28 protein-coding genes and 1 pseudogene are annotated in these 26,224 nt (G+C 71.3%); 12 read left to right on the plus strand and 17 right to left on the minus strand.

The features are described 5' to 3' along the window. Positions 1 to 200 precede the first annotated feature (200 nt). The 3 genes from ACFU5F_RS10355 to ACFU5F_RS10365 form a co-directional block, all read right to left on the minus strand. On the minus strand, positions 201 to 2,450 hold the full coding sequence (locus ACFU5F_RS10355; protein WP_383884754.1) for a serine/threonine-protein kinase: 2,250 nt from the start codon (positions 2,448 to 2,450) through the stop codon (positions 201 to 203). A gap of 116 nt (positions 2,451 to 2,566) precedes the next feature. Continuing rightward, positions 2,567 to 3,052 carry a MarR family winged helix-turn-helix transcriptional regulator gene (locus ACFU5F_RS10360; RefSeq protein WP_383884758.1) on the minus strand — a complete coding sequence of 162 codons (486 nt, stop codon included), beginning with the start codon at positions 3,050 to 3,052 and terminating at the stop codon, positions 2,567 to 2,569. Beyond that, a complete protein-coding gene (locus ACFU5F_RS10365) occupies positions 3,049 to 3,654 on the minus strand; it encodes a DJ-1/PfpI family protein (protein ID WP_383884760.1) in 606 nt (201 codons plus the stop codon). Before ACFU5F_RS10365 ends, ACFU5F_RS10360 begins: the two co-directional genes overlap by 4 nt. Before the next feature lie 428 nt (positions 3,655 to 4,082). On the opposite strand from ACFU5F_RS10365, the gene ACFU5F_RS10370 reads away from it, so the two are divergent. The 4 genes and pseudogenes from ACFU5F_RS10370 to ACFU5F_RS10385 all read left to right on the plus strand — a co-directional run bounded on the left by ACFU5F_RS10370 (position 4,083) and on the right by ACFU5F_RS10385 (position 8,113). Beyond that, complete coding sequence (locus ACFU5F_RS10370) at positions 4,083 to 5,438, plus strand: aspartate aminotransferase family protein (protein WP_383884762.1); 1,356 nt, start codon at positions 4,083 to 4,085, stop codon at positions 5,436 to 5,438. Between the two features lie 153 nt (positions 5,439 to 5,591). Further along, the gene (locus ACFU5F_RS10375) at positions 5,592 to 6,293 is read left to right on the plus strand and encodes a GntR family transcriptional regulator (protein ID WP_383884765.1); all 702 of its coding nucleotides are present in this window, start codon (positions 5,592 to 5,594) and stop codon (positions 6,291 to 6,293) included. Between the two features lie 173 nt (positions 6,294 to 6,466). Then, positions 6,467 to 7,201: pseudogene (locus ACFU5F_RS10380) on the plus strand (dolichyl-phosphate beta-glucosyltransferase); the annotation flags it as partial. Positions 7,202 to 7,462: 261 nt separating this feature from the next. Then, positions 7,463 to 8,113: a hypothetical protein gene (locus ACFU5F_RS10385; RefSeq protein ID WP_383884767.1), complete on the plus strand. Its 651-nt coding sequence runs from the start codon at positions 7,463 to 7,465 to the stop codon at positions 8,111 to 8,113. A gap of 3 nt (positions 8,114 to 8,116) precedes the next feature. On the opposite strand, the gene ACFU5F_RS10390 is transcribed toward ACFU5F_RS10385, so the two are convergent. Together ACFU5F_RS10390 and ACFU5F_RS10395 are read right to left on the minus strand one after the other, a co-directional pair. Then, entirely contained in the window at positions 8,117 to 8,410 is a 294-nt protein-coding gene (locus tag ACFU5F_RS10390; protein WP_383884770.1) for a DUF3303 family protein, read from the minus strand. A 195-nt stretch (positions 8,411 to 8,605) separates the two neighbouring features. Next, a complete protein-coding gene (locus tag ACFU5F_RS10395) occupies positions 8,606 to 9,889 on the minus strand; it encodes an adenylosuccinate synthase (protein ID WP_383884772.1) in 1,284 nt (427 codons plus the stop codon). A 197-nt stretch (positions 9,890 to 10,086) separates the two neighbouring features. Here ACFU5F_RS10395 and ACFU5F_RS10400 point away from each other — a divergent pair, with 197 nt between their 5' ends. Beyond that, complete coding sequence (locus ACFU5F_RS10400) at positions 10,087 to 11,190, plus strand: diacylglycerol kinase (protein ID WP_383884775.1); 1,104 nt, start codon at positions 10,087 to 10,089, stop codon at positions 11,188 to 11,190. Positions 11,191 to 11,270: 80 nt separating this feature from the next. Here the strand turns inward: ACFU5F_RS10400 and ACFU5F_RS10405 are convergent, their stop codons facing one another. The 3 genes from ACFU5F_RS10405 to ACFU5F_RS10415 are packed head-to-tail and all read right to left on the minus strand — an operon-like array spanning position 11,271 to position 12,615. Further along, the gene (locus ACFU5F_RS10405) at positions 11,271 to 11,642 is read right to left on the minus strand and encodes a peptidase inhibitor family I36 protein (RefSeq protein ID WP_013001880.1); all 372 of its coding nucleotides are present in this window, start codon (positions 11,640 to 11,642) and stop codon (positions 11,271 to 11,273) included. Positions 11,643 to 11,658: 16 nt separating this feature from the next. Then, positions 11,659 to 12,228 (minus strand): hypothetical protein, encoded by a 570-nt coding sequence (locus ACFU5F_RS10410; RefSeq protein ID WP_383884778.1) that lies wholly within the window; start codon positions 12,226 to 12,228, stop codon positions 11,659 to 11,661. A 3-nt stretch (positions 12,229 to 12,231) separates the two neighbouring features. Continuing rightward, positions 12,232 to 12,615: a hypothetical protein gene (locus tag ACFU5F_RS10415; RefSeq protein ID WP_383884781.1), complete on the minus strand. Its 384-nt coding sequence runs from the start codon at positions 12,613 to 12,615 to the stop codon at positions 12,232 to 12,234. A gap of 608 nt (positions 12,616 to 13,223) precedes the next feature. On the opposite strand from ACFU5F_RS10415, the gene ACFU5F_RS10420 reads away from it, so the two are divergent. Beyond that, positions 13,224 to 13,814, plus strand: coding sequence for a hypothetical protein (locus tag ACFU5F_RS10420; protein ID WP_383884784.1), 591 nt, complete (start codon positions 13,224 to 13,226; stop codon positions 13,812 to 13,814). Between the two features lie 142 nt (positions 13,815 to 13,956). Here the strand turns inward: ACFU5F_RS10420 and ACFU5F_RS10425 are convergent, their stop codons facing one another. Continuing rightward, positions 13,957 to 14,172, minus strand: a complete 216-nt coding sequence (locus ACFU5F_RS10425) for a hypothetical protein (RefSeq protein ID WP_383884786.1) — start codon at positions 14,170 to 14,172, stop codon at positions 13,957 to 13,959. A 177-nt stretch (positions 14,173 to 14,349) separates the two neighbouring features. On the opposite strand from ACFU5F_RS10425, the gene ACFU5F_RS10430 reads away from it, so the two are divergent. After that, on the plus strand, positions 14,350 to 14,793 hold the full coding sequence (locus ACFU5F_RS10430) for a DNA-binding protein (protein WP_383884789.1): 444 nt from the start codon (positions 14,350 to 14,352) through the stop codon (positions 14,791 to 14,793). A 92-nt stretch (positions 14,794 to 14,885) separates the two neighbouring features. Here ACFU5F_RS10430 and ACFU5F_RS10435 read toward each other — a convergent pair whose 3' ends face one another. Both ACFU5F_RS10435 and ACFU5F_RS10440 read right to left on the minus strand, forming a co-directional pair. Continuing rightward, positions 14,886 to 15,014, minus strand: coding sequence for a hypothetical protein (locus ACFU5F_RS10435; RefSeq protein WP_383884791.1), 129 nt, complete (start codon positions 15,012 to 15,014; stop codon positions 14,886 to 14,888). Positions 15,015 to 15,299: 285 nt separating this feature from the next. Beyond that, positions 15,300 to 15,500 (minus strand): hypothetical protein, encoded by a 201-nt coding sequence (locus tag ACFU5F_RS10440; RefSeq protein WP_383884793.1) that lies wholly within the window; start codon positions 15,498 to 15,500, stop codon positions 15,300 to 15,302. A 68-nt stretch (positions 15,501 to 15,568) separates the two neighbouring features. On the opposite strand from ACFU5F_RS10440, the gene ACFU5F_RS10445 reads away from it, so the two are divergent. Next, positions 15,569 to 16,555 carry a LysR family transcriptional regulator gene (locus ACFU5F_RS10445; RefSeq protein WP_383884795.1) on the plus strand — a complete coding sequence of 329 codons (987 nt, stop codon included), beginning with the start codon at positions 15,569 to 15,571 and terminating at the stop codon, positions 16,553 to 16,555. A 101-nt stretch (positions 16,556 to 16,656) separates the two neighbouring features. Then, positions 16,657 to 17,004, plus strand: a complete 348-nt coding sequence (locus tag ACFU5F_RS10450; RefSeq protein ID WP_383885041.1) for a VOC family protein — start codon at positions 16,657 to 16,659, stop codon at positions 17,002 to 17,004. Positions 17,005 to 17,089: 85 nt separating this feature from the next. Here ACFU5F_RS10450 and ACFU5F_RS10455 read toward each other — a convergent pair whose 3' ends face one another. Further along, positions 17,090 to 17,632, minus strand: a complete 543-nt coding sequence (locus ACFU5F_RS10455) for a GbsR/MarR family transcriptional regulator (RefSeq protein WP_383884797.1) — start codon at positions 17,630 to 17,632, stop codon at positions 17,090 to 17,092. A 123-nt stretch (positions 17,633 to 17,755) separates the two neighbouring features. On the opposite strand from ACFU5F_RS10455, the gene ACFU5F_RS10460 reads away from it, so the two are divergent. From ACFU5F_RS10460 to ACFU5F_RS10470, 3 genes are all read left to right on the plus strand, one after another. Beyond that, positions 17,756 to 18,700 (plus strand): ATP-binding cassette domain-containing protein, encoded by a 945-nt coding sequence (locus tag ACFU5F_RS10460; protein ID WP_383884800.1) that lies wholly within the window; start codon positions 17,756 to 17,758, stop codon positions 18,698 to 18,700. Continuing rightward, a complete protein-coding gene (locus ACFU5F_RS10465) occupies positions 18,697 to 20,322 on the plus strand; it encodes an ABC transporter permease (RefSeq protein ID WP_383884802.1) in 1,626 nt (541 codons plus the stop codon). Before ACFU5F_RS10460 ends, ACFU5F_RS10465 begins: the two co-directional genes overlap by 4 nt. Before the next feature lie 192 nt (positions 20,323 to 20,514). Further along, positions 20,515 to 20,763, plus strand: coding sequence for a hypothetical protein (locus tag ACFU5F_RS10470; RefSeq protein ID WP_383884805.1), 249 nt, complete (start codon positions 20,515 to 20,517; stop codon positions 20,761 to 20,763). Here the strand turns inward: ACFU5F_RS10470 and ACFU5F_RS10475 are convergent. The 5 genes from ACFU5F_RS10475 to ACFU5F_RS10495 form a co-directional block, all read right to left on the minus strand. Continuing rightward, the gene (locus ACFU5F_RS10475) at positions 20,746 to 21,963 is read right to left on the minus strand and encodes a cytochrome P450 (RefSeq protein ID WP_383884808.1); all 1,218 of its coding nucleotides are present in this window, start codon (positions 21,961 to 21,963) and stop codon (positions 20,746 to 20,748) included. The genes ACFU5F_RS10470 and ACFU5F_RS10475 overlap by 18 nt on opposite strands. A gap of 81 nt (positions 21,964 to 22,044) precedes the next feature. Continuing rightward, positions 22,045 to 22,710 (minus strand): response regulator, encoded by a 666-nt coding sequence (locus ACFU5F_RS10480; RefSeq protein WP_383884811.1) that lies wholly within the window; start codon positions 22,708 to 22,710, stop codon positions 22,045 to 22,047. Then, positions 22,707 to 24,056, minus strand: coding sequence for a sensor histidine kinase (locus ACFU5F_RS10485; protein ID WP_383884814.1), 1,350 nt, complete (start codon positions 24,054 to 24,056; stop codon positions 22,707 to 22,709). The genes ACFU5F_RS10480 and ACFU5F_RS10485 overlap by 4 nt, the downstream gene beginning before the upstream one ends. Positions 24,057 to 24,178: 122 nt before the next feature. Then, positions 24,179 to 24,853: a response regulator gene (locus tag ACFU5F_RS10490; RefSeq protein ID WP_383884817.1), complete on the minus strand. Its 675-nt coding sequence runs from the start codon at positions 24,851 to 24,853 to the stop codon at positions 24,179 to 24,181. Then, entirely contained in the window at positions 24,850 to 26,214 is a 1,365-nt protein-coding gene (locus tag ACFU5F_RS10495; RefSeq protein ID WP_383884819.1) for a sensor histidine kinase, read from the minus strand. Before ACFU5F_RS10495 ends, ACFU5F_RS10490 begins: the two co-directional genes overlap by 4 nt. Positions 26,215 to 26,224: the final 10 nt, after the last annotated feature.

A 26,224-nucleotide genomic window follows, 5' to 3' on the forward strand; every position in this document is an offset into this window, starting at 1 on the left:
CCTGAAAAGCACGGGGCTGCGCCCCGTGCTTTTCAGGCCGCCGGTCGCCTTCCAGGCCGCGTAGGGCTGGTCTCCAGGCCCGCAGGGGCCTGGGCTTTCAGGTGCGCGGGGAACTGCGCGAGAAGCACCACACACCCGCACCCGCACCCGCACCCGCACCCGACAGCGCACCCCACCCGCAGCGAGCCGGAGGCAGCCGCTCAGTCCGACTTCGTGTAGGTCACCGACTTGCCCGCCGTGTCGACGCGGCGGAGTCGCCCGTCCGGCAGGAGGGTGACCGTGGTGGCGGCGCCCGGGGAGCAGGACGTGGCCGGTTCGCCGGTCGTGACCGTGGAGGGGCCGATGCTGAGCGGCCCGTCGTCGGCCGGTTCGTCCGTCAGCGCCGCCTCGAACACGCAGTGGTACGTGCCGCCCCCTTCGAGCGGGCCGTCCGCGGTCAGGGAGAGCACCGTGTCGCCCACCTCGCCCTGCCGCAGAACCAGTTGGCGGCTGCCGGAGCCGGGCAGCGTGGCGCTCCAGGTGCCGAGGAAGCCCTCCGGGACCGAGCCGGCGTCGGGCGACTCGGTGGTCTCCTCCGGGGAGGTCCCCGGATCGGTCGGCTCGGGCGACGTCGGTCCCGGCGTCTCCGGCGCGTTCGTCGTCGCCCCGCCCTTCGCGTCGTCGTCCTTGCCCCCGCTGTCGTCCTTGTTCATCAACGCGTACACCGAGCCGCCCGCACCGAGCGCGACGACCAGCGCGACGGCGACGAGGAGCACGGAGGAACGCCGGCTGCCGCGCGGCGGCTCGGGCTGCCCGCCCGGAGCGGCTCCGGGGCCGGGCCCGTAGACGGGGTTCGGCCCGTAGGGCGGGGTCGGGCCGAGCCCTCCGCCGGGAGCGGCACCGGCCCCCTGCCCACCGCCGTACGCACCCTGCCCGTACGCCCCGTACGGCGCGCTCTGCGGGTAGCCGTAACCGGGGGCGACGGGCTGCTGCCCGTATCCGCCGGCGGGCTGCTGGGTGTGGTGCTGCGGGAAGCCGTACCCGGCGGGCGCGGGTCCCGGCGGGGCGCCGGGCGGCGGCGGCTGGGAGCCGGCCCCCGTCCCCACGGTCCGCGTCGGCATCCGGTCCAGGGGCGTCACACCCGGCGCCTCCGGCGAGGGCGGTACCGCCCCGGGCGCGGAGGCCGGATGACCGTGCGGGGTCGCCGCCTCACCGGCGCCGGGGGACGCGGCGGCGCCGGACCCGCCGTAGGGGGCGTCGGGCGCGCCCAGCGGGTACACGGGCGGAGCCGACGGCGGGACCGCGGGAGCGGCCGGGACCGAGGGGGCCGCCGGGACCGAGGGGGCCGCCGGGACCGAGGGGGCGGCCCCGGCCTGCTGCCCGGCGGGATCGGACGCACCCGGACCGCCGCCGTCCGCAGGACCGCCACCGTCCGCCGAGCCGCCTGACGCGCCCGGGCCACCCGAGGCCGCCGGGGCCCCCACGACGCCGTCGGCACGAGCGGCACCGTCGGCACCTCCCGGCGCCTCTCCCGTACCGCCCGCCGACTCCTCCGGATCCTCCGCGTCCAGCAACTGGACCGCGTGGCGCCCGAGTTGGGCCACCAGGGCGCTCGGCAGCCAGGGATCCCGCGACCGGCCCGCGAAGACCGTGTCCTCGGCGCCGGTGCGCTGGAGGATCTGGGCCAGGGTCGGGCGGGCGGCGGGGTCCTTGCGCAGGCACTCGCGGACGATGTCGTACAGCCCCTCCGGCAGCCCCGCCAGATCCGGTTCCTCCTCGGCGATGCGGAACATCAGGGCGTGGACGCCGGAGTTGGCGGCACCGAAGGGGAGGGTGCCGGTGGCGGCGTAGGAGAGGACGGAACCGAGGCAGAAGACGTCGCAGGCGGGGGTGATGCGGTCGCCGCGCACCTGCTCGGGGGCCATGAAGCCGGGTGAACCGACGAGCGCGCCGGTGCGCGTGAGCCCGCCGTCCGTGACGGTCTCCAGCGCCCGCGCGATGCCGAAGTCGATGACGCGCGGCCCGTCGATGGTCACCAGCACGTTGGACGGCTTGAGGTCGCGGTGGATGAGGCCCGCCGCGTGGATGTCCTCCAGCGCGTGCGCGAGGCCCGCCGCGAGGATCCGTACGGACCGCTCGGGCAGCGCCCCGTGGTCCCGTCCGACCACGGACTGCAGGGACGGGCCGGCGACGTACCCGGTGGCGACCCACGGGACGCCCGCCTCGGTGTCCGCGTCCAGGACCGGCGCGGTCCAGTACCCGCCCACCTGCCGTGCCGCCCGCACCTCCTGCCGGAACCGGGCGCGGAACTCCTCCTGTTCCGCCAGCTCCTGGCGGACCAGCTTCACGGCGACGGTACGGCCGCGCTCGGACCGGGCCAGGTACACGTTGCCCATGCCGCCCGACCCGAGCCGCGCCAGCAGCCGGTACGCCCCGATGCGCTGCGGATCCCCAGGCCCGAGCTTCTCCATGGCCACCGTCCCCCGTCTCCCCCTGCAGATGTGTACGCGTACGTACGGGTACGTCGTGTACGTGCGCAACGGACCGATCGTAGTGTGGCCGCACGGGGAGGCGGATGGAGCGGTGTCTACGGTTCCATAACAGCGGCCGGGGCCGCGTCGGCCCCCGGTGACGTGGCGAGACGGTCGAGGGCGCCCGACAGCCGTTCGAGCACCCGTACGGTCTCCGCGAACTCCTCCTCCCCCAGCTCCCGCGCGAGGCGTGCGGCCAGGGCCGCGTGGCCGGGTTCGACCAGGTCGATGGCGGCACGGCCGGCCGGGGTGGGGGCGAGGAGCTTGGCGCGGCGGTGGGCCGGGTTCGGCACGTACTCGGCGAGGCCCCGCCCGACGAGGAGGTCGGCGATCCGCTGGACGCCCTGCCGGGTGACACCCATGGCCCTGGCGACCCCGGCGACCGGCAGCGGCTCGGGCAGCACCGCGCCCAGCACCTGCCACCAGGCGGCCGTCAGCCCGGCCGGGCGCGTCAACTCGTCGGCCACGGAGAGGAACTGGCCGTTCAGCCGGAAGATCCCGACGGCCGTGCGGCTGAGCAGGTCCTGCTGGTCGCGGCTCACCGTCCCGCCGCCTCCAGGACGGCGTACGCCTCCGCGTCCGAGTCGTGGAAGAGGCGGTACCAGGCGTCGAGGACCTCGCCCTCGTAGACACCGAGGAGGCGGAAGACCTCGCGGGCGAGGGCGACGGGTTCGGTGGGTCCGGCGGTGACGAGCGTCCCGTCGGTGACGGCGTCCGCCTCCACGTACCGGCCGCCGCCCTGGTATCCGGTGGCCGCCAGGTAGAAGGGCGCCGCGCTGGTGTGGTCCCGGTCGTCCAGCAGACCCTCCCTCGCGAGCCCGGCGGTCGCCCCGCAGATCGCCGCGACCGGCACGCCGGCCTCCAGGAACTCCCTCGCCTTCCGGGCGAACGGCGCCAGATCGTCGCCGGTGTCCCACAGGTCCGCGCCGGTGAGGATCAGCAACGAGCTGTCCTCGGGCCGCAGTTCACCGAGGACGCGGTCGGGCTGGATGCGCACGCCCGCGAGCGTCCGCACGGGATCGAGGCCGACCCCGACCGTCTGGATCCGCCGGCCGGCCCGGGCGAGCCAGGCGGTGGTGTGGCCGGTCTCCCAGTCGGCGTAGGTGTCGTACACGGCCAGATGAACAGGCTTGTGCTCGGTCACGGCTCCTCCTGAAGTCCTCGACCCCTTGATGACAACATGCTGCCATGTCGACAGCATGTTGTCAATGAAGGGGAGGTGGAATGGACAGGGTGCCGTTCGCGGGCCGGTGGGGCTTCTCGCGCAGTTCCCCGCGCCCCTGAAAAGCCAGGCCCCGCGCCTGTGAAGAACCAGACCCTGCGCCTCTGAACCCTGCGCCTCTGAAAAGGCCCGGCCCTGCGGGGCTTGAAAAGCCAGGCCCTACGGGCCTGGAAAGCCATCCCGGCGCGGCGCGGCCCCGGCTTCCAGGGGCTCGAGGAGCTGCGCGCGAAGCACCGCCCACCCGCACAGGAACGTCGACGCGAAGGGCGACACTGTGTCGTGCGGTGGGAGCCCGCCCCATACACGTCGCCGATGTCCCCTCCCCCTCCCCGCCCTCTACCCTCGCCCCCATGACCCCTCAGCCGAACCCCCAGGCCGGCGCCGCGGTGAAGGCCGCGGACCGTGCGCACGTCTTCCACTCCTGGTCCGCGCAGGAGCTCATCGACCCGCTCGCCGTCGCCGGCGCGGAGGGCTCGTACTTCTGGGACTACGACGGCAGGCGCTACCTCGACTTCACCAGCGGCCTCGTCTACACGAACATCGGCTACCAGCACCCGAAGGTCGTCGCGGCGATCCAGGAGCAGGCCGCGACGATGACGACCTTCGCCCCAGCGTTCGCCGTCGAGGCCCGCTCGGAGGCGGCCCGGCTGATCGCCGAGCGCACCCCCGGCGACCTGGACAAGATCTTCTTCACCAACGGCGGCGCCGACGCCGTCGAGCACGCCGTCCGCATGGCCCGGCTGCACACCGGCCGCCCCAAGGTGCTGGCCGCGTACCGCTCGTACCACGGCGGCACCCAGCAGGCCGTGAACCTCACGGGCGACCCGCGCCGCTGGGCCTCCGACACCGGCACGGCGGGGGTCGTGCACTTCTGGGCGCCGTTCCTCTACCGGTCCCGTTTCCACGCGGAGAGTGAGGAGGTCGAGTGCGCGCGAGCCCTTGAGCACCTGGAGACGACGATCACCTTCGAGGGGCCGTCGACCATCGCCGCGATCATCCTGGAGACGATCCCGGGTACGGCCGGGATCATGGTCCCGCCGCCCGGCTATCTGGCCGGGGTCCGCGAGCTCTGCGACAAGTACGGGATCGTGTTCGTCCTGGACGAGGTCATGGCGGGCTTCGGGCGGACGGGCACCTGGTTCGCCGCCGACCTCTTCGGCGTCGTCCCCGATCTGATGACCTTCGCCAAGGGCGTGAACTCGGGTTACGTCCCCCTCGGCGGCGTCGCCATCTCCCCCGCGATCGCCGAGACGTTCGCCCGGCGCCCCTACCCCGGCGGTCTCACGTACTCGGGACACCCACTGGCCTGCGCCGCCGCCGTCGCGACGATCACCGTCATGGAGGAGGAAGGCGTGGTCACCCACGCGGCCCGTCTCGGCGCCTCGGTCGTCGAGCCCGCCCTGCGCGAACTCGCCGAGCGCCACCCCTCGGTGGGCGAGGTGCGCGGCGCCGGCATGTTCTGGGCGCTGGAGCTGGTGCGGAACAAGGAGACCCGCGAACCCCTCGTCCCCTACAACGCCACCGGCGAGGCGAACGCCCCCATGCTCGCCCTCGGCGCCGCGGCCAAGGCCCACGGGTTGTGGCCGTTCATCAACATGAACCGCACCCATGTCGTCCCCCCGTGCAACATCACGGAGACCGAGTTCAAGGAGGGGCTCGCCGCCCTCGACGCGGCCCTGTCCGTGGCGGACGAGCACACCGGGTGAGGCCGCCGTCCTCCCCGGTGCCGGGCGGAGTCTGAGCGGAAGGGCGAAAACTCCTCCCCCGAAGCCGAACGCGTAAGGTGACGTGCTCGTAAGAGAACTCGGAGAGCACACACAGCTTGCGTACGCGTACGCGGATGGGGGATCCAGACCACGATGCCCGGCACCGGCACCGGCGGCAATGGCGCCGTGACCCGTAGCACCCTGCGGCAACAGCTCGCGGACGCGCTCCGTGACGAGGTGCTGGCCGGACGGCTGAAGCCGGGGCAGGAGTTCACGGTCAAGGAGATCGCCGAGCAGTACGGGGTGTCGGCGACGCCCGTGCGCGAGGCGCTGGTGGACCTGTCCGCGCAGGGGCTGCTGGACGCCGTGCAGCACCGGGGCTTCGAAGTCCACGCGTACTCCGTGACCGACTACCGGAACATGGTCGAGGCCCGCATCCTGGTCACCGAGGGCATGTTCCGGCGGCTCGGCAACCGCGAGGTCGATCCCCGTACGGCCGCCGCGCTCGCCGGGGTCCGGCGGCGCGGCGAGGAGGCGCGGCGGGCCGCGACCGCCGGGGATCTGGACATCCTGATCGGCTACGACCTGCGGTTCTGGCGCGAGCTGAGCGCCCTGTTCGGCAACCCGTACCTCACCGACTTCCTGCACCGGCTTCGCGTCCAGGCCTGGGTGTGCGCGGTCCAGCACCTGCGCCAGGGAAGCGACTGGACGGACGATCTCAAGGGCCGGCTGTGGGCCGACCACCCCGACCTCGTCGACGCCCTCACCCGCCGCGACGCGCAGTCCGCGCAGGAGATCATCGCCGGGTACGACGAGCGGTCCCTGACGCTGGTGGAACGCCTGGCGGACGGATGAGCACGGTCCCCGATGCGGGTGGCGGACCGATGACCACGGCCCGGACGGCAGGCGATGAACAGGCGCGCACCGCCCGGACGGCGGGCGACGAACAGGCACAGACGGCACAGACAGCGGGCGACGAGCAGGCACGCACCGCCCGGACGGCGGGCGACGGGCAGCCACGCAAGCTTCTGAAGGCGGGCTGCGAACAGACGGGTGTCGATCTCTCCGTCGTCGTCCCCGCCTACAACGAGAAGGAGCGCCTCACCCCCACCCTCGACGCGATCGTCGCCCACCTCACGGCCACCGAGGCCGGGGCCGCCTGGGAGGTCATCGTCGTCGACGACGGGTCGACGGACGGCACGGCCGCGGTCGTGGCCGCCGTCACCGCCCGCGACGTCCGGGTCCGGCTCGTCTCCGGCGGGCTCCGCAACCGGGGCAAGGGGCACGCCCTGCGGCTCGGCGTCCTCGCCTCGCACGGCCGCCGGGTTCTGCTCACGGACGCCGACCTCGCCGCGCCCATAGACGAGCTGGAGCGGCTCGACAAGGCGCTCTCCGACGGGTGCACGGCAGCGATCGGCTCGCGCGAGGCACCCGGCGCGACCGTCGAGCGCCATCAGCACCGGCTGCGCGAGGCGCTCGGGCGGGCCGGCAACCTGCTCATACGCGGGGTGGCGGTGCCCGGCATCCGCGACACCCAGTGCGGTTTCAAACTGTTCGACGGCGACCGCGCCCGCGAGGCGTTCGCCGCCTCCCGGCTCGACGGGTTCGGCATCGACGTGGAGATCCTGCGGTACTTCCGCCGCAGCGGCTGGCCCGTCGCCGAGGTCCCCGTCCGCTGGTCCCACCAGCCCGGTTCGAAGATACGGCCGGGCGACTACGCCCGGGTCCTCGGTGAACTCGCCGTCCTGCGGGCCCGTTCCGTCCACCGGACCGTACGGCTGTGGACACAAGGCCAAGGCGCCCGCGTGGGTCCCGCGTCCGCAGCCGTACGACGAGCGGTTGCGCGAGGCCGCCGACAAGCTCGTCGGGCGACCGGGTAAGTGGGTGGCCGGAGTGTGGGTATGGGACCTTCACGCAGGGGACCGAAGCCACGTTCAGCGACTACGCTTCCCTGACCACTGTGCGCCGTACGCGAACACGTCTTCACCGTCCGTGTGCGTGCCGGATGACCGAGGAGTTCTCTTTTGGCCTGTGACCTCTGGTTGGTCCCGCTCGTCGACGTGCTGTGCCACACGCCCGACAATCCCTTCGCCGAGGAACTCGCGCTCTACAACAAGCTGCTGGGAGAGTCCGGGCTGCCGCCGGTCCCGGTGTACCAGTACATGCCCGGGCTGACCGGGGAGGTCGCCCCGGTCGCGGGTTTCGACTACGACGCGCTGCACTTCCTGCGCCGGGCCTATCTGCTCCAGGTCTGCGGGCTGGAGGTGACCCCGGTGGACGCGCTGGGCGGTGACTACGAGCAGTTGCTGGAGATGTTCGAGACCACGGCCCAGCAGTCCCATCTGGTCTGGCACTACGACCACGCCGGCGCCTACGTCCCGGTCGACTTCCCGCAGCCCCTGTCCAGCGACGAACTCCTCGCCGGGGGCGGTCCCCTGGGCTCGTCCCAGGGTCTGCTGCGGGAACTGGAGTTCGTGGCCGCGGCCATCGGCATCGACCCGGCGAACCCGCCGGCCCGCCCCGAGGCGCCGCTCGCGCCCACGGAGTTGGAGGAGCCGGCCGTTCCGGCGCCCTACGATCCCAGCCCGTTCGCCCGCGAACGGCACGTCTGGCTGGGGCTGCACGCGGCGGCGACCCGGAGTCTGGCGCAGGGATCGATGATCGTGTTCAGCTGAGGATCAGCGTCCCAGTGCCGAGAGCCCCTTCTGCAGGTCCTCGGGGTTCATGACCGGGGTATAGGTGACCTCGGCGCCCATCTCGAGGAAGAACGGCTCGGCGATCGCCGGCATCTGGGAGCTGTCCTGCATGTCGAAGACCATGTAACAGGTGCGCTGCCCCTGGTCGGTCGTGAAGTAGGCCGCCTCCGGCTTGACCTGCTCCATGGAAGCCTGCATCAGCTTCCCCAGCGTGCCGTTCCGGATGGCCTCGTTCGACTTCTCGGTGTCGAAGCGTGCCTTGAAGAGTATGCGCATCGCACTCACCTTCCCTCCGGCCGTGTGACGAGCGCGGATCGCGCCCCATATCAGGATATGCCCGGTACGTACACTCGGCCCGGCCGGATCGGCCCGACGCCGCGCAGGGTCGGGCCGACGCACGTCGGGCCGGGCACACGTGCGCGTGCCCGGCCCGAGGTGCGTCGCCCGTGGGTCGCCGCCCCACGCGAACCGCTAGATGAACGAGTTGATCTCGATCGTCTCGTCGCGGCCCGGACCGACACCGATCGCGGAGATCGGCGCGCCGGACATCTCCTCCAGCGCCTTCACGTACGCCTGGGCGTTCTTCGGCAGGTCGGAGAAGGACTTGGCCGAGGAGATGTCCTCGGACCAGCCAGGCAGGTTCTCGTAGATCGGCTTCGCGTGGTGGAAGTCGGACTGCGAGTAGGGAAGTTCCTCGACACGCTTGCCGTCGATCTCGTACGCGACGCAGACCGGGATCTGCTCCCAGCCGGTGAGGACGTCGAGCTTGGTGAGGAAGAAATCCGTCAGGCCGTTCACACGGGTCGCGTAGCGGGCGATCACCGCGTCGAACCAGCCGCAGCGGCGGTCGCGGCCCGTGGTCACGCCCCGCTCGCCGCCGATGCGGCGCAGCGCCTCGCCGTCCTCGTCGAACAGCTCGGTCGGGAACGGGCCCGCACCGACCCGGGTCGTGTACGCCTTGAGGATGCCGATGACCCGGCTGATCTTCGTCGGCCCGACGCCCGTGCCCGTGCAGGCGCCGCCCGCGGTGGGGTTGGACGAGGTGACGAACGGGTACGTCCCGTGGTCGATGTCGAGGAGCGTGCCCTGCCCGCCCTCGAAGAGGACGACCTTGTTCTCCTCCAGGGCCTGGTTGAGGACCAGGACCGTGTCGGTGACGTACGGGGCGAGCTTGTCCGCGTAGACGAGCAGTTCCTCGACGACCTGGTCGGTGGAGATGGCCCGGCGGTTGAAGAGCTTGGTGAGGACCTGGTTCTTGACGTCGAGGGCCGCCTCGACCTTCTGCGTGAGGATCGACTCGTCGTAGAGGTCCTGGACGCGGATGCCAACGCGGTTGATCTTGTCCGCGTAGGTCGGGCCGATGCCCCGCCCCGTCGTGCCGATCTTGCGCTTGCCGAGGAAGCGCTCGGTGACCTTGTCGAGGGTCACGTTGTACGGCGTGATGATGTGGGCGTTGCCGCTGAGCAGGAGCTTGGACGTGTCGACGCCGCGCTCGTTCAGACCGCTCAGCTCGGAGAGCAGGACCGACGGGTCGACGACGACACCGTTACCGATGACCGGAGTGCACTCCGGAGTGAGGATCCCGGAAGGGAGGAGGTGGAGGGCGTACTTCTGGTCACCCACGACTACCGTGTGGCCGGCGTTGTTGCCGCCCTGGTAGCGCACCACATAGTCGACGGACCCACCTAGCAGGTCCGTCGCCTTTCCCTTGCCTTCGTCACCCCACTGAGCACCGAGCAGCACAAGTGCGGGCACGCGCGTACACCCCTTCCGGGCGGGGCATGTCCAAGGTCGGGGGCGTACGCGGTGGCTCATATCCATCGCGTGCACCGCGACCGCCGTTGGTCGCACCTGTAGGACCCGGATGCCCCGGAATAGACGAAGCCCCTGGCGCAATAGCGCAAGGGGCTCTTGCACAAAGATGCTACCCGAGGAAGCGAGGCAGGACCGAGGTGGCGACTCCCGACCAGCTCCTCGTGGTCATCGACCCCCTCGCCCGTCGCACGGACGGCGAGGCCGTACGGATCGCGAAAGACGTGCTCAGCGCGGGTGCGGCGAGCACGAAAGTGTGTCTTCCCGAAGGGCCCGAGGAATTCGCGCGGGCACTCGTCCGACGTGGTGCGCGACGGCCGGTGGTGGTCGGCGACGACCGCGCGCTGCTGCGGGCGGTGGCACTGCTGCACCGCCGGCGGGAGCTGGGGGCGTGTGCCCTCTCCCTGGTCCCCGTCGGCTCCGCCCTGGGTCTGGCCCACTCCCTCGGCGTGCCCACCGGCGCGGTCGCGGCGGCGCGCGCCGCCCTCGACGGCGTCGAACGGCGGCTTGATCTGCTCGTCGACGACAGCGACGGGGTGGTGCTGGGCACGCTGCGCATCCCGGTCCTGCCGGGCACGTCCGCTCCGCACCGGACGGACAGGACGGAGGGCAGGGAGGGCACCTCGGCCGGGGACACCGGCCCGGGTGCCGGAGCGGGGACGGGGCTGGGGACGGGCAAGGGGCGTCCGGGGCGGCCCGGGCGCCCGGGCGGAGGAGCGGGCCCGTGGACGGGCACCGGCGCGGCTGCGGGCACGGGAGCGGACAGGGGCCCGGGGACGGAAGGAGGGCCGGTGGAAGAGGGGCCGGCGGACGACGGTTCCCCGCCCGGCTCCCCCCACTGGCTGCGCGCCTGGCCCCAGTCCCTCGCCCGTACGTTGTCGACGCGGCAGGCGCGGCCCGCCCGGCTGTCCCGTCCGCTGCGGCCGGCCCGCATACGGGTCGCCGCCGGGAGCGGTGGAGGGCCCTCACGGCTGCGGGTGGAGGTGGACGGTGTCCTGCTCGTCGACCTCGACCAGCCTGTGGAGACCGTGTCGATCACGCCGGGCACGGACGGCGGCGCCGACGTCGAGATCCGGCCGGTGTCGGTGGGCGCCGAGGCGTCCCCGCTGCACGCGGTCGGCCACCGGGTGACCGTGTCGGGCCCGGACTTCCGCTACCGGGCCGACTCCCTGGTGGCGGGGCCGGTGCGGACACGGACGTGGACGGTACGGGAGGGCGCCTGGGGGCTGACGCTGCCGGGGTAGGGACGTGGGCGTGGGCGAGACCGGGCGGGGCGGGGCGCCCGGTGCGTGCCGGGCGCCCTCAGGCTGACGGGGTGACGGGGTCAGCAGCTCGCGGCCCAGGTGTGGGAGTCGCCGTCGTCGTTGGCGGCGCCGTTGTAGCCGACCTCCTGGCCGGGGGTGAGGCAGATGGTCATGTGGCCGCCGAGGTTGCCGCTGGAGTACACCTTGACGTGGTCCTTGATGCCGGCGCCGGAGATGCCGTGGTTGGCCCAGGAGGAGTCCGCGTCGGCGATGTTGCTCTCCCACCAGTGGTCGTCGCCCGGCCACTCGATCTTCATTCCGGAGAAGTTGGCGTCCGTCCAGACGCAGAAGTTGCCGCTGCCGCAAGCGGCGGCCTGGGCGGAGCCCGACGACGCGAGGACCACTCCGGCGGAGAGGAGGACTGCGGAGAACAGGGCGGTGAAGCGCTTCACTGTGCTGTTTTTCCCTTCAGGGGTGGGGGATTGCCATGGCCGCTCGGATCAGAGGGGTGGCTTCGGTGAGGGCGCGGGCGCGCAGCCGCGCCCACTCGGCGAGTTCCGTACGGTGTGCGGCGCGGACCTCGGCGAGGGTGCGGTCGGTGTGGTCGGCCTCGGGCCTGAGGTTGTTGACGATCGTCGAGGCACGGAACCAGCGGCTCTGGTCGCCGTAGAGCCTGCGCTGGGCCGCGGCCAGGCAGCCGTCGGTGTGGGCGCGGACGACGTATCCGGTGGGCAGCCGCAACGACAGCTCCGTACGCCCCGCCCCGAACAGCGCCTCGGCGACCCTTGCCCGCTCGGCGTCCGGGGGCGCGCCCTGTCCCGGGCGCGGCGGAGTGAGCCCCTGGCCGGTCAGGCAGGCGTCGGTGAGCCGCTGTGTGGCGGCCTTGATGACGTCGTCCGGGGAGAGCCGGGGCGGGGCCGGGGGCGCCGAACACGCGGTGGCGCCGGCGGCGAGGAGCAGCCCGCAGACGAGGAGCGCGGTGGAGAACGTACGGCGGCGAGGGTTCGTCGCGGGCTCCGTCCGCTCGGCGGTTGCCATCGGTCAGCCCGCCTCGCAGCCCATCCGCGTGTCGCTGACACCGTCGAACTTCGTCGCCCACTCGCTCCAGTCGTCGTCGTAGTCGTCGGGGCGGATCTCGCGGTAGAGGCAGCCGCCGCCGGACCTGTAGTGGATGGCGAAGACGCTGATGGAGGCGTGGGAGTCGAAGGAGTACGCGTGGCGCTTCACGCGGGCGTCGGCCTCGCGGTAGCCGGGCGGCGCGTAGTCCCAGGCACCGCCCGGACCCATCTGACCGCGCTCGGGCCAGAAGTACACGTGCCCCGGCGGAACGGCGGCGGGGGCGGCCGGCGCGGTGGCCGGGACCGCCGGGGAGGCGGCGGGGAAGAGGACGGCGAAGGTCGCGGACAGGACGGCGAGTTGGCGCATGGGCGGATTCCCGGGAACGGTGTCGGACGGCTGGGGCCAGCCACAGCTGACACGGCGACCTGCCCAGCGCACCCGGCGATATGCCCGCTTCCACCCCTTCAGGCGAGCGCGCGGGGGGCGTGCGTCGCCTACGCCGCGACCTCGACAGAGAGGCGGTCACCTTAGACACAGAAATGCCTTGGTGAGTGCGCGACACGCCGATGCGGCGATCCGATTCCGGTGAATTCACGCGAGGGGACGCAAGGCCATTTCCTCGCGCACCGAAGCTTTCTGAGAGTCCGTCAGCCATGTCCCGCGACGCATCTCTCGACGCAGGACTGACGGATGCTCAGAGATGGGGGCCCCACCGGCACCCCCATGAGAGTGACGATGCGTCAGCGCCTTTCGGAATGACGTCCCGCTCGGATCAAAACACCAGCTCATTGCCATATTTTGATGTGGCGTCAGGTGCGCCGACCATCACCCTCCGGGGCGACGATTCATACGGCCGTCCAGCCCTATTTTCACACCGGGTCTGGCTCTCTCGACATGACAGCGGAAATGGCCCTCATTACGTTCGTTCTCGTCGGCAGGTCCTGTCGACGAGAACGAAGAGAAGGGGAAGTGCATTGCGCACTCGTAAAGTCACGGTGATCGCCGCCTCCGTCGGCGTGGCAGTCGCGGCCGCCACAGGTGTCACGTACGCCAGCTCCGCTCTGGAGTCCGCCCCGAAGACCACCTCGCTCGTCCAGGACGCGGCCCCCGTCGCCCCGCGCGGCGGCAACGGCACCGGCACCGAGGCCGGCTCGAACGCCTCGTCCGACTCCGGGGGCAAGGAGAGCTGGGGCGGCAAGAGGGGCGAGAGCCGGGGTGAGAGCCGCGGCGAGGGCCGGGGTGAGAGCCACGGCGAGGGACGGGGTGACAACCGGGAAGAGGGACGGATCTACATCAACGAGCGGTCCTACTCCGCCGACCCCGGCTCCTGCATCGCCGTGGTCAATGTGAACAGCCTGATCGTCCCGCCGATCAACACCACCAGCTTCAACATCCGGAACGAAAGCGACCGGACCGTCGAGTTCTTCAACGGGGTCACCTGCGACAACGGCGCTCCCGTCGCCACGGTCGGCCCGCGCAGCTCCAGCCACTCGGTAGCCGGACAGCAGCCGTTGCAGGGCGTGGCGGTCGTGGGCAGCTTCCGCGTGATCCACGGTCACCACTGAGTCCGACAGCGGAGGCATAAAGGCCTCACCGCACCAGCGGAAACCCCGGCTCGCCGTAATCGAGCCGGGGTTCCGGCACGGAGGCATCCCTTGGGGATGACCGTTCCATGCTAATCCGTGCGGCATGGCCACGAGCTGATGATTACTCCACTCGTGCACTGTTCCCGGCGACGTCGAGCAAGGCACGCCGGCCGGCGCTCTCCGTGGCGGGAGCGCCGCGTACGACGGGCGGGGCCTGGGCGGCGAGGGACGTGAGGGGCTCACCGGTGAGCCGGCACACCGTCCACTCGCACAGGAGTTCCACCCCGAGCGACTTGCAGAAGTCGATCGCGGCTCGTTCCAGGCGAGCACCCACCATTCGAAGCGCTCGTAGCCCCGCTGCTCACAGGGCGCGGCGAGGGCGGCGAGCAGGGGGTTGCGGCGCCGAGCCGTGCCAGCTGCCAAAGCCGGTGATGCGGAAGGGGAAGGGCGAGCGGAAGAAGCGGGGCGTAAATAAACCGTTGACAACAAGTTGTTTGCATTTGATGCTGGACACATGCCGTCCACACCTTCGCAGCCCAACGATCCCTTCTCACCCCCGAGCGCGGACGAGGCCCGGGCCCAGCGCGTCTACACGTCCCTGTTCCGCATCGCCGAGCGGCACGCTGCCACGGACGGGCAGCGCCGCCGCCAGGTCCACCCCCATGTCCTCGGCCCGCACGAGGCGATCAGGCTGGTCTCGTTCCTGCTCAGCGGCGCCGCACTCCTCGACGACGGCGAAGCCGAGGTCGACCGCGCCGACATCACCGCCGCCCTGACCCTGATCCCCCTCGCCCGCGGCGAGATGGACGAACTGGAGCTCGGCCTCCTCGACATGGCCCGGGGCCGCGGCATGACCTGGCCGGAGATCGCCTTCGGCCTCGGCCTCCGGACCCCCCAGGCGGCGAGGCAGCGCCACGAACGCCTGGCGAGCCGGACGGAGAGAACGGACGGGCAGTAGCGTCGCCTTCGGAGTCGGCCACAGCACCAGGAAGAAACGCCTGTTCACGAAAAGGGAAACCTGACCCAGCCGTTCCGCTGGCGATATCTCCTTTACAGAGGGCCCGGCCTGCCGTTGGCGACGGTCTGGGTCTCGGTCTTGTCAGCGCTGGTGAGCGGTGCCACCGCGAGCACGACCGCCAGCGCCACGAACAAGCCGAATACGACCTTACGCATACGCATGTGCTTCTCCTTGCCGAAAGGGAACATCAGACAGACCGGCACCCCCTGCTCCGAACTTCCGAACCGAGGTGCCGTCAGACTGATCAGGTGACGTCGTCGACTATCACATGACCAGAACAGGGCTGTCATCGAATCAGGAATACATGACGCCTGCCGATCGATAACCCGTTTGCTATGGCAGCAGGTTGGAGAGCGAAAAGGGAGGCTTCTCCGGGGGCGAGACTCCGGCGCAGTCGCGTGATGTCCGGTTCGACGGGCCGTCACTCTGCCGGAGCTGAGCGAGGATCAGAGCCAGATGCGGATGGCTTCCAGGTTGCGGGTCTCACGTGTGGTACCCAGGGTGATGATGGCATCGGATTGCGGTGCCAACCAGCCGATGTTCTGGACGTGAGCCCGACCCTTCACTGCTCCGGAGCTCACGCCGATCATTATGGCTTCCATGGGGCGGGCCTGGCCCACGGTCCCCACCGCCATCAGACTGATCACCTGGCCGCCCGTCGACTATCACACGGTCGACACAGGAATGTCATCGAATCCGGAGCGCATGATGCCTGGTGATCGATAAGGCGCCTGTTATGGCAGCCAGTTGGAGAGTGAGAGGGGGCTTCTCCGTGGGGGCATCCATATCGAAGGAACCGAGCATTCATCAGCTTCGGCTCTATCTCACGCTGAGTGAGGAACTCCATTTCGGGCGTGCTGCCGCGCGCCTTTTCATCACGCAGCCGGCGCTGAGTCAGCAGATCAGAGAGCTGGAGAAACGATTGGGGGTGCGCGTGGTGGAGCGCACCAGCCGGACGATCACTCTCACCGAGGCAGGGCAGGCGTTGCTCCGCGAAGCCCGGGCGGCGGTCGCGGCTGTCGACCGGCTGCGGCGCGTCGCCGACGCACAGCTGCGACAGACATCAGGACGGCTCGTCGTGGGAACCATGGGAGCCGAGGCGTCCATGGCGCACACCCGTGCCGTACTCGGCCTGCTGCGAGACCGTCACCCCGGGACGACCGTACAACTGGTCAACCTCGGATTCGGCGACCACATGGCCGCGCTGGCACAGCAGGAGGCCGACGTGTTCTTCCTCCGCCCTCCGGTGACGGACGACATCGAACTGCACCACCTGGCCACCGAGCCGCGAGTGGCCTGCCTCTCCGCCGGGCATCCCCTGGCGGCCCTGCCGCGGCTCACGCTGGCTCAGCTCGACGGCGTTCCGGTGGTCGACATGCCCGAGCAGGTTCCGCGGCTGTGGTGGGACTTCTGGGCGGTCGTTCCCCGCCCCAACGGCAGCCGCGTTCACTACGGGCCGGTCGTCACCGACATGGAATCACTGCTGCACACGGTGGCCGCCGGGGAAGCGATGTGCTTCCTGCCGGCAGCCGCCCGCGAGTACTTTCCACGACCCGGCATCAGATACATCGACGTCGTCGATCTCGCCCCCTCCACATCCGCCCTCGCCTGGTTGCGGCGAAGACGTTCCGAATTCACCATCAGAGCCATTCGGCAAGCCGCACAAGAAGCCACGAGCCGCGGTTTCGTGGAAGCCGTATGACGCGGGGAGGCTGACGCACCGCCTCGCCGCCGATGTGGCAGTGTCCGGAGTGCGGCCATGGCCGCGGGGAAGCCCCGGGCTGCCGATAGGGAAGGTGACGACTGGATCGTCCTGGAACCTCTCGCCGGGGAGCCCGGTGTCTCCATCGCGAGGGACGTGAGCGAGAGCCCTGCGGAGGTGGGTCCCCGCATCCCTTCGATCTCGACGAGGAAGTCGACCGCCTGGTGGCTCTGGGTGCCCAGCGTGTCGACTGGCGGCACTATGCGCAGAGCCCACCGCTTGCGGAACGGCCGTACGTCGTACAGGCCGGCCCGGAAGGCAACCGGTTCTGCGTCAAGGGGCAACGGGCCGCGTCGGGACCGCCGTGGAGAGCCCCGTGTCCCTCAAGGTGGAGCTCGGCAGCGGCCTTCGACCGGCGTCGCTCCCACGGCGACCGGAGATCATCTTGAGCCTCGGCCTCGGCTTTGGCCTTGGCCTTAACCTTGGCCTCCAGCCATCGGTCACGGGCGCCGGGAGCTGGGCGCCGGGAGCCGGTCAGCCCCGGCCGAACTTCTCGTCGCGGTGGACGCGCCAGCGGTCCATCATCTCTTCGAGTTCGGTCTCGATGAACTCGAAGAAGGCGAGGGTCTCGGCGAGTCGGCGTCCTGCCGGGCTGTCGGGGCCCAGGCTGACGACCCCCTCGCGCAGCGCCTCCTCCCAGCGCTTGATGATGGCCTCGCGGTTGGTGAGGGCCTCGTACCACTGGTCGCTGTGGACGCGGTATCGCTCGCGCCGTGAACCCGGCTCGCGCTCGCGGGACACCATGTGCACCTGGGCGAGGTAGCGGACCGCGCCGGAGACCGCGGCGGGGCTGATCTTCAGCTGTTCACCCAGTTCGACGGAGGTCAGCGCGCCGGTGTCGGAGGCGAGGAGCGCGGCGAAGATCCGGGCCGCCATGCGCTGCATCCCCGCTTCGACAAGCTGCGCCGCGAAGTGCTCGACGAAACGGGAGACCGTCTCGGGATCACGCCCCAGGGCCTCCGCACCGGCCGCCGTGGCATCCACCCCTGCATCCGCCCCGGCCGTCGGTTCCGTCATCCCTGGATCAACTCCCTCGGTATCTCCTCGATATCCCCTGGTCAGACAGCACCGACCAGCCTACCGGCGATTCGCACCCTTCCTTAACTTCACAAATTTCTGAAGTAAGCGTACGTTCCGAACATGACGAAGGCCATCACCGTCTCGGGACTGCACAAGTCCTTCGGGCGGACCCACGCGCTGGACGGCCTCGACCTGACGGTCGAGACCGGCGAGGTCCACGGCTTCCTCGGCCCCAACGGCGCCGGAAAGTCCACCGCCATCCGTGTCCTGCTGGGCCTGCTGCGCGCCGACTCGGGCGCCGCACAGGTCCTCGGCCGCGACCCGTGGGCGGACGCGGTGGAGGTGCACCGCCGGATCGCGTACGTCCCCGGCGACGTGACCCTGTGGCGGAACCTGTCCGGCGGCGAGGTCATCGACCTGTACGGACGGCTGCGGGGCGGACTGGACGCGGGGCGCCGGGCCGATCTCGTCGAGCGGTTCGAACTCGACCCCACGAAGAAGGGACGGACGTACTCCAAGGGCAACCGGCAGAAGGTCGCCCTCGTCGCCGCCTTCGCCTCCGACGTGGACCTCCTCATCCTGGACGAGCCGACCTCGGGCCTGGACCCGCTGATGGAGGAGGTCTTCCAGCGCTGTGTACGGGAGGAGCGCGACCGGGGCCGTACGGTCCTGCTGTCGTCCCACATCCTCAGCGAGGTCGAGGAGTTGTGCGACCGGGTGAGCATCATCCGCAAGGGCGTCACCGTCGAGAGCGGCTCCCTCGCCGATCTGCGCCATCTGACCCGGACCACCGTCACCGCCGAACTCGCCGCCCCGCCGAACGGCCTCACCCGCCTCCCCGGCGTCCACGACCTCGACGTCCAGGGCCACCGCGTCCACCTCCAGGTCGACACCGACAAACTCAACGCCGTACTCCGCTCCCTGACCGAGTCCGGCGTCCGGTCCCTGACGTCGACGCCGCCGACGCTGGAGGAACTGTTCCTGCGGCACTACCAGGCGGAGGAGGCAGGAGAGACAGGAACGGCAGGAGAGGCAGGAGAGGCGGCAGGGGTGGTCGCGCGATGACCGCCGGGACGGCCGCCGAGCCGGTCGGCCCGTTCGCCGTACGGTCCGGCGGGGCGCGCCAACTGGCCGGCACGGGCACGCTGTTGCGGTTCGCCCTGCGCCGCGACCGGGTGATGGTGCCGGTCTGGGTCGCGGTGACCGGGCTGATGGTCCTCTCCATGCCGAACAGCCTGAAGAGCCTGTACGGCACCGCCGCCGAACGCGCCGACCTCATGCGCCAGATGACCACCAACTCGTCCCTGCGCGCCCTGGTCGGCCCCGTCTACGACGACTCCCTCGGCGCCCTGACCGCCTGGCGCGTCGGCGTCTACGCGGGTCTCCTCGCCGCCGTCATGAGCCTCCTCGTCGTCATCCGCCACACCCGCGACGAGGAGGAGAGCGGCCGGCAGGAGCTGGTCGCGTCGGGGATGGTGGGGCGCCGGTCGTCCTTGACCGCCGCCCTCCTCACGGCGGCCGTGGCGAACGGCGGACTGGTGCTCATCGTCACGCTCGGGCTGGCCGGGCAGGGGGCGGCGGGTGCGCTGGCCTTCGGGCTGGGGATCGCGGGCGTCGGGATGGTGTTCGCGACGATGGCGGCGGTGGTCGCCCAACTGACGGAGAGCGCGCGGCTGGCGCGGGGGCTGACGGCGGGGGTGCTGGGCGGGGCGTTCGTGCTGCGGGCGGCGGGTGACGCTTCCGCGAACGAAGGTTCGTCTTTTTTGACTTGGATGTCGCCGCTGGGGTGGCTGGAAAACGAGCGTTCGTTCGCGGATGAGCGGTGGTGGGTGCTGCTGCTGTTCGTAGCGGCGACGGTCCTTCAGGGCGCGGTGGCCTACGCACTCGCCGGGCGGCGGGACGTCGGCATGAGCTTTCTGCCGACCCGGCCGGGACCGGCGGCCGGACGGCTGGCCACGGCCGGCGCGCTGGCCTGGCGGTTGCAGCGCGGCGGTGTCCTCGGCTGGAGCATCGGCTTCTTCCTCGCCGGGCTCGTCTACGGCGGACTGACCGAGGGCACGGCCGAGTTCGTCGGCGACAACGAGGGCGCCCGCGAGATCTTCGAACGCATGGGAGGCCAGTCCGGTCTGACCAACGCCTTCCTCGCCTCCATGATCGGCATGCTCGGTCTGATCGCCGCGCTGTACATCGTCGGCTCGGTGCTGCGCCTGCACGGCGAGGAGACCTCCGGGCGCGCCGAACCCCTCCTCGCCAACGCGGTGGGCCGGCTGCGCTGGGCCGCCGGACACCTGGCCGTCGCCTTCGGTGGAACCGTGTGGATCATGCTCCTCGCCGGCCTCGGTTTCACCTTCGGCTACGGCAAGGAGGCCGGCCCGATCCTGGCCGGGTGCCTCGTCCAGGTCGCCGGGGTGTGGGTCATCGGCGGCAGCGCCGTCCTGCTGTACGGGCTCGCGCCCCGAGCGGCACCGGCGGCCTGGGGCCTCGCCGGCGCCGTCCTCCTCATCGGCTGGATCGGGCCCGCCCTCGACGCCCCTCAGGCCGTCCTCGACCTCTCCCCCTTCGGCCACCTCCCGAAGCTGCCGGGCGGCGAGATGCAATGGACACCGGTGCTGGTACTGGCCGGGCTCGCGGTAGCGCTCGTGGCGGGAGGTCTGGCGGGGCTGCGGCGGCGGGATCTGAGCGGCTGAGGGCGGGGCGCCCGGGAGAACCACAGCCGACCGGGGCGCGTCCCTTCTCTCATGTCCGCCATGGAGCAACCGAAGCAGCCCGAAGCAGCGGGGCGAGCGGGGCAATCGGCGCCAGGGGAACAGGGGACGCGACCGGGCCGGGCGGTGGATCGGCAGAGTGCCCTGGGGTGTGGGGGCTGTGCGCTGTCCGCGGTGGGCATGCTGGCCGCGACGCTCGCCTGGAGCACCTCGGACCGCACGCGCCGCCATCTCCGGGGCGGCTTCGAGGGCGAGGACATGGACTACACCGTCCTCGCCACCGAACTCCCCTTCGTCGCCCTGGCCGGAGCCGCCCTCCCGGCCGCCGTCTGCCTGGTGATCGCCCTGCTGGCGGCCCGGCGACGAAGGTCGGGATCAGGATCGGGATCGGGCGGTGGGAGCTTCTCAGATCTCGACGGATAGGCCGTCCAGGCCCCGGATCACGAAGTTGGGCTTCCGGGTCGGCTCGGTCGTGAGGGTGAGCGTCGGGGCCTTCTCCAGGAGAGCCGTCATCGAGGCGGCCAGTTCGATACGGGCGAGGGGCGCCCCGATGCAGTAGTGGATGCCCGCGCTGAAGGAGATGTGCGGATTCTCCGTGCGAGTGAGGTCCAGCTTCTCGGGGGCGGTGAACACGGCCGGGTCATGGTTGGCCGAGCCGAACAGCATCGCGATCTCCGCGCCGCGCGGAACCGTCGTCCCGTCGATCTCGATGTCGTCCAGCACCCACCGCTCGAACAGCTGCAGCGGGGTGTCGTACCGCATCAGCTCCTCCACCGCCCCGGGCACCAGCGAGTGGTCCGCGCGCAGCGCCGCCAGCTGCTCCGGGTTCCGGAACAGCGCCCACCAGCCGTTCACCGTGGCGTTCACCGTCGCCTCGTGGCCCGCGTTCAGCAGCAGCACACAGGTGGAGATCATCTCCTGCTCGGTGAGGCGGTCGCCCTCGTCATGGGCGGCGATCAGGCCCGAGATCAGGTCCTCACCCGGCTCCGCCCTGCGGTGCGCGATCAGCTCCCGCAGGAACTCCGAGAACTCCACCGACGCCCGCACCGCCCGCTTCGCCGTCTCCTGCGACGGGCTCAGCTCGTACATCCCGCAGATGTCCGCCGACCACGGCCGCAGTTGATCCCGGTCCGAATCGGGGACACCGAGCATCTCGGCGATCACCGCCACCGGCAGCGGCTCCGCGACATCCGTGAGCAGGTCGCCGCCACCGGCCTCGACCAGCCCGGCGACCAGCTCACCGGCCAGCCCCTCCACATACGGCTTCAGCCGCTCCACCGTGCGCGGTGTGAACGCCTTCGACACCAGCCGCCGGATCCGGGTGTGGTCCGGCGGCTCCAGGTCGAGCATGCCGTGGTCGTTCAGCGTGTGGAACGGCTCGTGCTCCGCCGGCGGCGCGACCCGGCCGAAGTCCTCATGAGTGAACCTGTGCTGGTACGTCCGCCCGAGCCTGCGGTCCCGCAGCAGCGCCGAGACATCCGCGTGGTGCGGGACGAGCCACTGGTTCGTGGGCTCGAAGTACTGCACCCTGCCCCGGTCCCGCAGCTCCGCGTACGCCGGGTACGGGTCGGCCACGAAGTCGGGGTCCCACGGGTCGAAAGCGAGATCGGAAGCAGCTGCCATGACCGGACGCTAACCCGCGAGCGGGCCCCATGACCAGGGGGAACCGACACGTGACCTCGGAGAACCCGCTCCCGGGGCCCGTCAGCCGGGGGTGACCAGCCGCGCCTCGTAGGCGAACACCGCCGCCTGGGTGCGGTCCCGCAGACCCAGCTTCACCAGGACCCGGCTCACATGGGTCTTGATCGTGGACTCGGCGACCACCAGGCGCTCGGCTATCTCCGAGTTGGACAGGCCCTGAGCGATGAGAACCAGGACCTCGGTCTCGCGGTCGGTGAGTTCGCCGTACGCCAGCTGGGTGGCCGCCGAGGGGCGGGGGGCCTGGACCAGCTTGGAGAACTCCGTGATCAGCCGCTTGGTGACGGACGGGGCGAGCAGCGCCTCCCCGGCGGCCACCACTCTCACCCCGTCGGCCAGTTGGCGGGCCGAGGCGTCCTTGAGGAGGAAGCCGGAGGCTCCCGCCCGCAGTGCCTGGTAGACGTACTCGTCGAGGTCGAACGTGGTCAGGACCAGCACCTTCGCCCCGCCGTTCGACGCCACGATCTCCCGGGTGGCCTCGATGCCGTTCAGCTCGGGCATCCGGATGTCCATCAGGACGACGTCGGGCGACAGCTCCCGGACCCGCTGGACCGCCTCCCGGCCGTTCACCGCCTCGCCGACCACCCCGATGTCCGGCATCGCGTTGAGCAGCACGGAGAAGCCCTCGCGGACCATCATCTGGTCGTCGGCAATCAGCACGCGGATCGTCATGCGTCGCCCTCGCTCACACTGGAGACCGGCAGGAACACCGTCACCTCGTACCCGCCGTCCTCCGTCCCGCCCGTGGTCATCTCGCCGTTCAGCATCGCGACGCGCTCGCGCATGCCGGTGAGGCCGTGACCCGTGCCGTGGGGGGACTTCACCAGGATCACGTCCTGGGACGGTCCGTTGACTATGCGCAGGCCGAGCCCGCCGAGGACGTAGCCGATCTCCACGCGGGCCGAGGCGCCGGGCGCGTGCCGCAGGGTGTTGCTGAGGGCCTCCTGCACGATGCGGTACGCCGACAGCTCCACGCCCTGCGGCAGCTCACGGACCGCTCCGGTGACCGCCTTGTCGACCGTGAGCCCCGCCTCCCGCACGTTGGCGAGCAGGGCGTCGAGGTCGGCGAGGGTGGGCTGGGGGGCGTCCGGGGCCTCGTAGTCCTCGGCGCGGACCACACCGAGGACACGGCGCAGCTCGGTGAGAGCGGCCACGGCGTTCTCCCGGATGGTGGCGAAGGCCTGTTCCAGCTCCGGCGGCGGGTTCTCCACGCGGTAGGGCGCGGCCTCGGCCTGGATGGCGACCACCGACATGTGGTGGGCCACCACGTCGTGCAGCTCCCGGGCGATGGTGGTGCGCTCCTCCAGGAGGGTGCGCCGGGAGCGCTCGTGCTCGGTCACCGTCTGCTGGGCGGTCACCTCGCGCTGGGCCGTGCGGCGTATGGACAGGGCGGAGGCTGCCAGCAGGGTCATGGCGGAGACGACGAGCAGCGGGACCGTGTTGTTCGCCGCGTAGTGGCCGCCGCCGATGGTGGCCTCCAGGAAGGCTCCGTACGCCGCGGTCAGGCCCCACATCCAGGCGGCTATGCGCGGCCGTGTGCGCAGGGCCACGACCGTCATCACCACGAGGTGGGTCGCGAAGCTGCCGGCCGTCCACGGCCAGTCGTCCCACAGGCCGCTGCCCACCGCGGTCAGAGGCGCCGCGATCATGGACGCCCAGAATGCCGCCACGGGCCTGATCATGGTGAGCAGGACCGGGAACAGGGCGAAGCCGGCGGCCAGGACGTTGGTGAGCCCGCTTCCGTCCCCGGAGGAGGCGGCGATCGTCATCGACAGCAGACCGGCCGCCACCACGGCCGCGTGCGGGGCCCAGGCCACGTACTGGCGGAGACGGCCGGAGAGCCGGCCGGTGAACGGGCCGTCCATCTTCATCGGCGGCATCGGCCGATAGGCGAACCCGTCGTGGAGCAGGTCCTGGCGCAGCCTGCGCCATGCGTCCATGGCCACTCGGAACTCCGGGCTGCTCGGCTTGTCCCCGCCTCGCAAGGGCATCGTCTGGGTCTGGGTCGTCTCGGTCACACGAAAACGGTAGGCGGAGGGCGGGGCCGGCGTCGTCACCAGTGAGGAGGGTCTGTCCGGGTCCGTCTCAGGTACTACGGGTACCGCCGGGCGGCGTGCGTGTCCCCGGTGGTGTCGTCCGCTCAGTAACCCGTGGGGCGGACCAGGCCCGATTCGTAGGCGAAGACCGCTGCCTGGGTGCGGTCGCGGAGGCCGAGTTTGACCAGGATGCGGCCCACGTGGGTCTTCACGGTCTGCTCGGCGACGACGAGACGCTGGGCGATCTCGGCGTTGGACAGGCCCTGCGCGATCAGGGAGAGCACCTCGGTCTCCCTCTCGGTCAGGTCGCCGACACGTTCCTTGAGCGGGGCGCGGGGGGTGGTGCCGAGGCGGGAGAACTCGGCGATGAGCCGGCGGGTGACACCGGGCGCGAGCAGGGCGTCGCCCGCCGCGACGACCCGTACCGCCTCGGCGAGCTGGTCGGCGGAGGCGTCCTTGAGGAGGAAGCCGGACGCGCCGGCGCGCAGCGCCTCGTACACGTACTCGTCGAGGTCGAAGGTGGTGAGGACTAGGACTTGGATGTGCGGGCGCTCGGTGGTGATGCGCCGGGTGGCCTCGATGCCGCCCAGCTCGGGCATGCGGATGTCCATCAGGACGACGTCCGGTGCGAGTTCGGCGACCTTGTCGATCGCGTCGAGGCCGTGCACCGCCTGGCCGACCACGTCGATGTCGGGCTGGGTGTCGAGCAGCACCGAGAAGCCCTGCCGGACCATCTGCTGGTCGTCGGCGATCAGTACGCGGATGGTGCTGCTCGTCATGGACTCGTTTCTCCTGTCGTGTCCGGTGCGAGCCGGAGCTCGCCGCCGGGGTGGCCGTCGCGGGGGAGGAAGGCCACGACGGCGAAGCCGCCGTGGGAGGTCTCGGTCGCCATGAGGGTGCCACCGAGCATCGCGGCCCGCTCGCGCATGCCGAGCAGCCCGTGGCCGGCGCCGGGGGACGGTGGGGCCTCGCGGGCGGGACGGGAGTTGATGACCCGTACCTGCAGACCGCGCGGAAAGTGGGTGAGTTCCACGCGGACGGTCGAACCCGGCGCGTGCCGCAGGGCGTTGCTGAGCGCCTCCTGCACGATGCGATACGCCGACAGTTCCACGCCGGGAGGCAGCGGGCGTACCTCTCCGTGGATCTCGGTGACGACCGCGAGGCCCGCCGCGCGGGTGTTGTCGACGAGCGCATCGAGACGGTCCAGGGTGGGCTGCGGGGCGTGCGGGGCGGTGCCCTCGGTGACGCCCGCTCTCCCCCGCGGATCGTCGGGGCCGGCGTCCGGTGGGTATTCGGAGCGCAGTACGCCGAGGACGCGGCGGAGTTCGGTGAGGGCCTCCAGCGCGTTCTGCCGGATGCCGTGGAGGTTCTCCTTCAGTTCCTCGGACGGGTTCTCCGTCAGGTGCGGGGCGACCTGGGCCTGGATGGAGATCACAGACATGTGGTGGGCGACCACGTCGTGCAGCTCGCGCGCGATACGGCTGCGCTCCTCCAGCACGGTGCGGCGGGCGCGCTCCTCGGCGGTGATGCTGGTCTGTCTGACGAGTTGGGTGCGGGCCTCGCGGCGGCCTCGCAGAGCGCCGCCGAGGATGGTGACCCCGGCGAACATCGCCAGCGCCAGCGCGCCCGACGGCTCCTGGTTCGGGCTGCCGACGGCTTCCTGGAGGACATACGTGAGCAGCACGGTGAGGGCCAACACCTCGGCGGACACGCGGGTGGGCAGGCGCAGTGCGAGCAGGAACAGCAGCATGGCGTGCGCGAAGATCCCGGGCCCGCTCCACGGCCAGAAGGGAACGTTGTCCGACGGCGGATTGACGGTCAGGTGGGCACGGGCGCCCACGGCCGCCACGACCATGACCGTGGTCGACAGCCACCACGCCGGTACCGGCCACCACAGCGCGAGCGACACGGCCACGCCCTGCGCGGCCGCGCACAGCAGGCTGTACTCCGGGCCCAGTCCGTATCTGTCGGCCATGAGATCGACGCCGGCCAGCGTGGTCCCGAACGCGACCAGGAAGACAGTCCCGTGCGGCAGCCAGCGGAGCCAGACCGACGGCGGCAGAGGGTGGGGCTTGCCGCTCCACAGGTCCTGACGCAACACCCGTAGGCCGTTGGTCAGCCGCTTCTCCACCCCGTTCATCCGCACAACC

Source organism: Streptomyces sp. NPDC057438 (assembly GCF_042802995.1).
Lineage (GTDB): Bacteria > Actinomycetota > Actinomycetes > Streptomycetales > Streptomycetaceae > Streptomyces.

Bases quoted from the DNA above. Each gene is read 5' to 3' on its own strand.
- ACFU5F_RS10490 (WP_383884817.1), bottom strand. From the start codon at position 24,853: ATGACGAGCAGCACCATCCGCGTACTGATCGCCGACGACCAGCAGATG.
- ACFU5F_RS10425 (WP_383884786.1), bottom strand. From the start codon at position 14,172: ATGGTGGGTGCTCGCCTGGAACGAGCCGCGATCGACTTCTGCAAGTCG.
- ACFU5F_RS10375 (WP_383884765.1), top strand. From the start codon at position 5,592: ATGCCCGGCACCGGCACCGGCGGCAATGGCGCCGTGACCCGTAGCACC.
- ACFU5F_RS10480 (WP_383884811.1), bottom strand. From the start codon at position 22,710: ATGACGATCCGCGTGCTGATTGCCGACGACCAGATGATGGTCCGCGAG.
- ACFU5F_RS10355 (WP_383884754.1), bottom strand. From the start codon at position 2,450: ATGGAGAAGCTCGGGCCTGGGGATCCGCAGCGCATCGGGGCGTACCGG.
- ACFU5F_RS10460 (WP_383884800.1), top strand. From the start codon at position 17,756: ATGACGAAGGCCATCACCGTCTCGGGACTGCACAAGTCCTTCGGGCGG.
- ACFU5F_RS10410 (WP_383884778.1), bottom strand. From the start codon at position 12,228: ATGGCAACCGCCGAGCGGACGGAGCCCGCGACGAACCCTCGCCGCCGT.
- ACFU5F_RS10475 (WP_383884808.1), bottom strand. From the start codon at position 21,963: ATGGCAGCTGCTTCCGATCTCGCTTTCGACCCGTGGGACCCCGACTTC.
- ACFU5F_RS10370 (WP_383884762.1), top strand. From the start codon at position 4,083: ATGACCCCTCAGCCGAACCCCCAGGCCGGCGCCGCGGTGAAGGCCGCG.
- ACFU5F_RS10495 (WP_383884819.1), bottom strand. From the start codon at position 26,214: ATGAACGGGGTGGAGAAGCGGCTGACCAACGGCCTACGGGTGTTGCGT.
- ACFU5F_RS10430 (WP_383884789.1), top strand. From the start codon at position 14,350: ATGCCGTCCACACCTTCGCAGCCCAACGATCCCTTCTCACCCCCGAGC.
- ACFU5F_RS10415 (WP_383884781.1), bottom strand. From the start codon at position 12,615: ATGCGCCAACTCGCCGTCCTGTCCGCGACCTTCGCCGTCCTCTTCCCC.
- ACFU5F_RS10390 (WP_383884770.1), bottom strand. From the start codon at position 8,410: ATGCGCATACTCTTCAAGGCACGCTTCGACACCGAGAAGTCGAACGAG.
- ACFU5F_RS10435 (WP_383884791.1), bottom strand. From the start codon at position 15,014: ATGCGTATGCGTAAGGTCGTATTCGGCTTGTTCGTGGCGCTGGCGGTC.
- ACFU5F_RS10455 (WP_383884797.1), bottom strand. From the start codon at position 17,632: ATGACGGAACCGACGGCCGGGGCGGATGCAGGGGTGGATGCCACGGCG.
- ACFU5F_RS10465 (WP_383884802.1), top strand. From the start codon at position 18,697: ATGACCGCCGGGACGGCCGCCGAGCCGGTCGGCCCGTTCGCCGTACGG.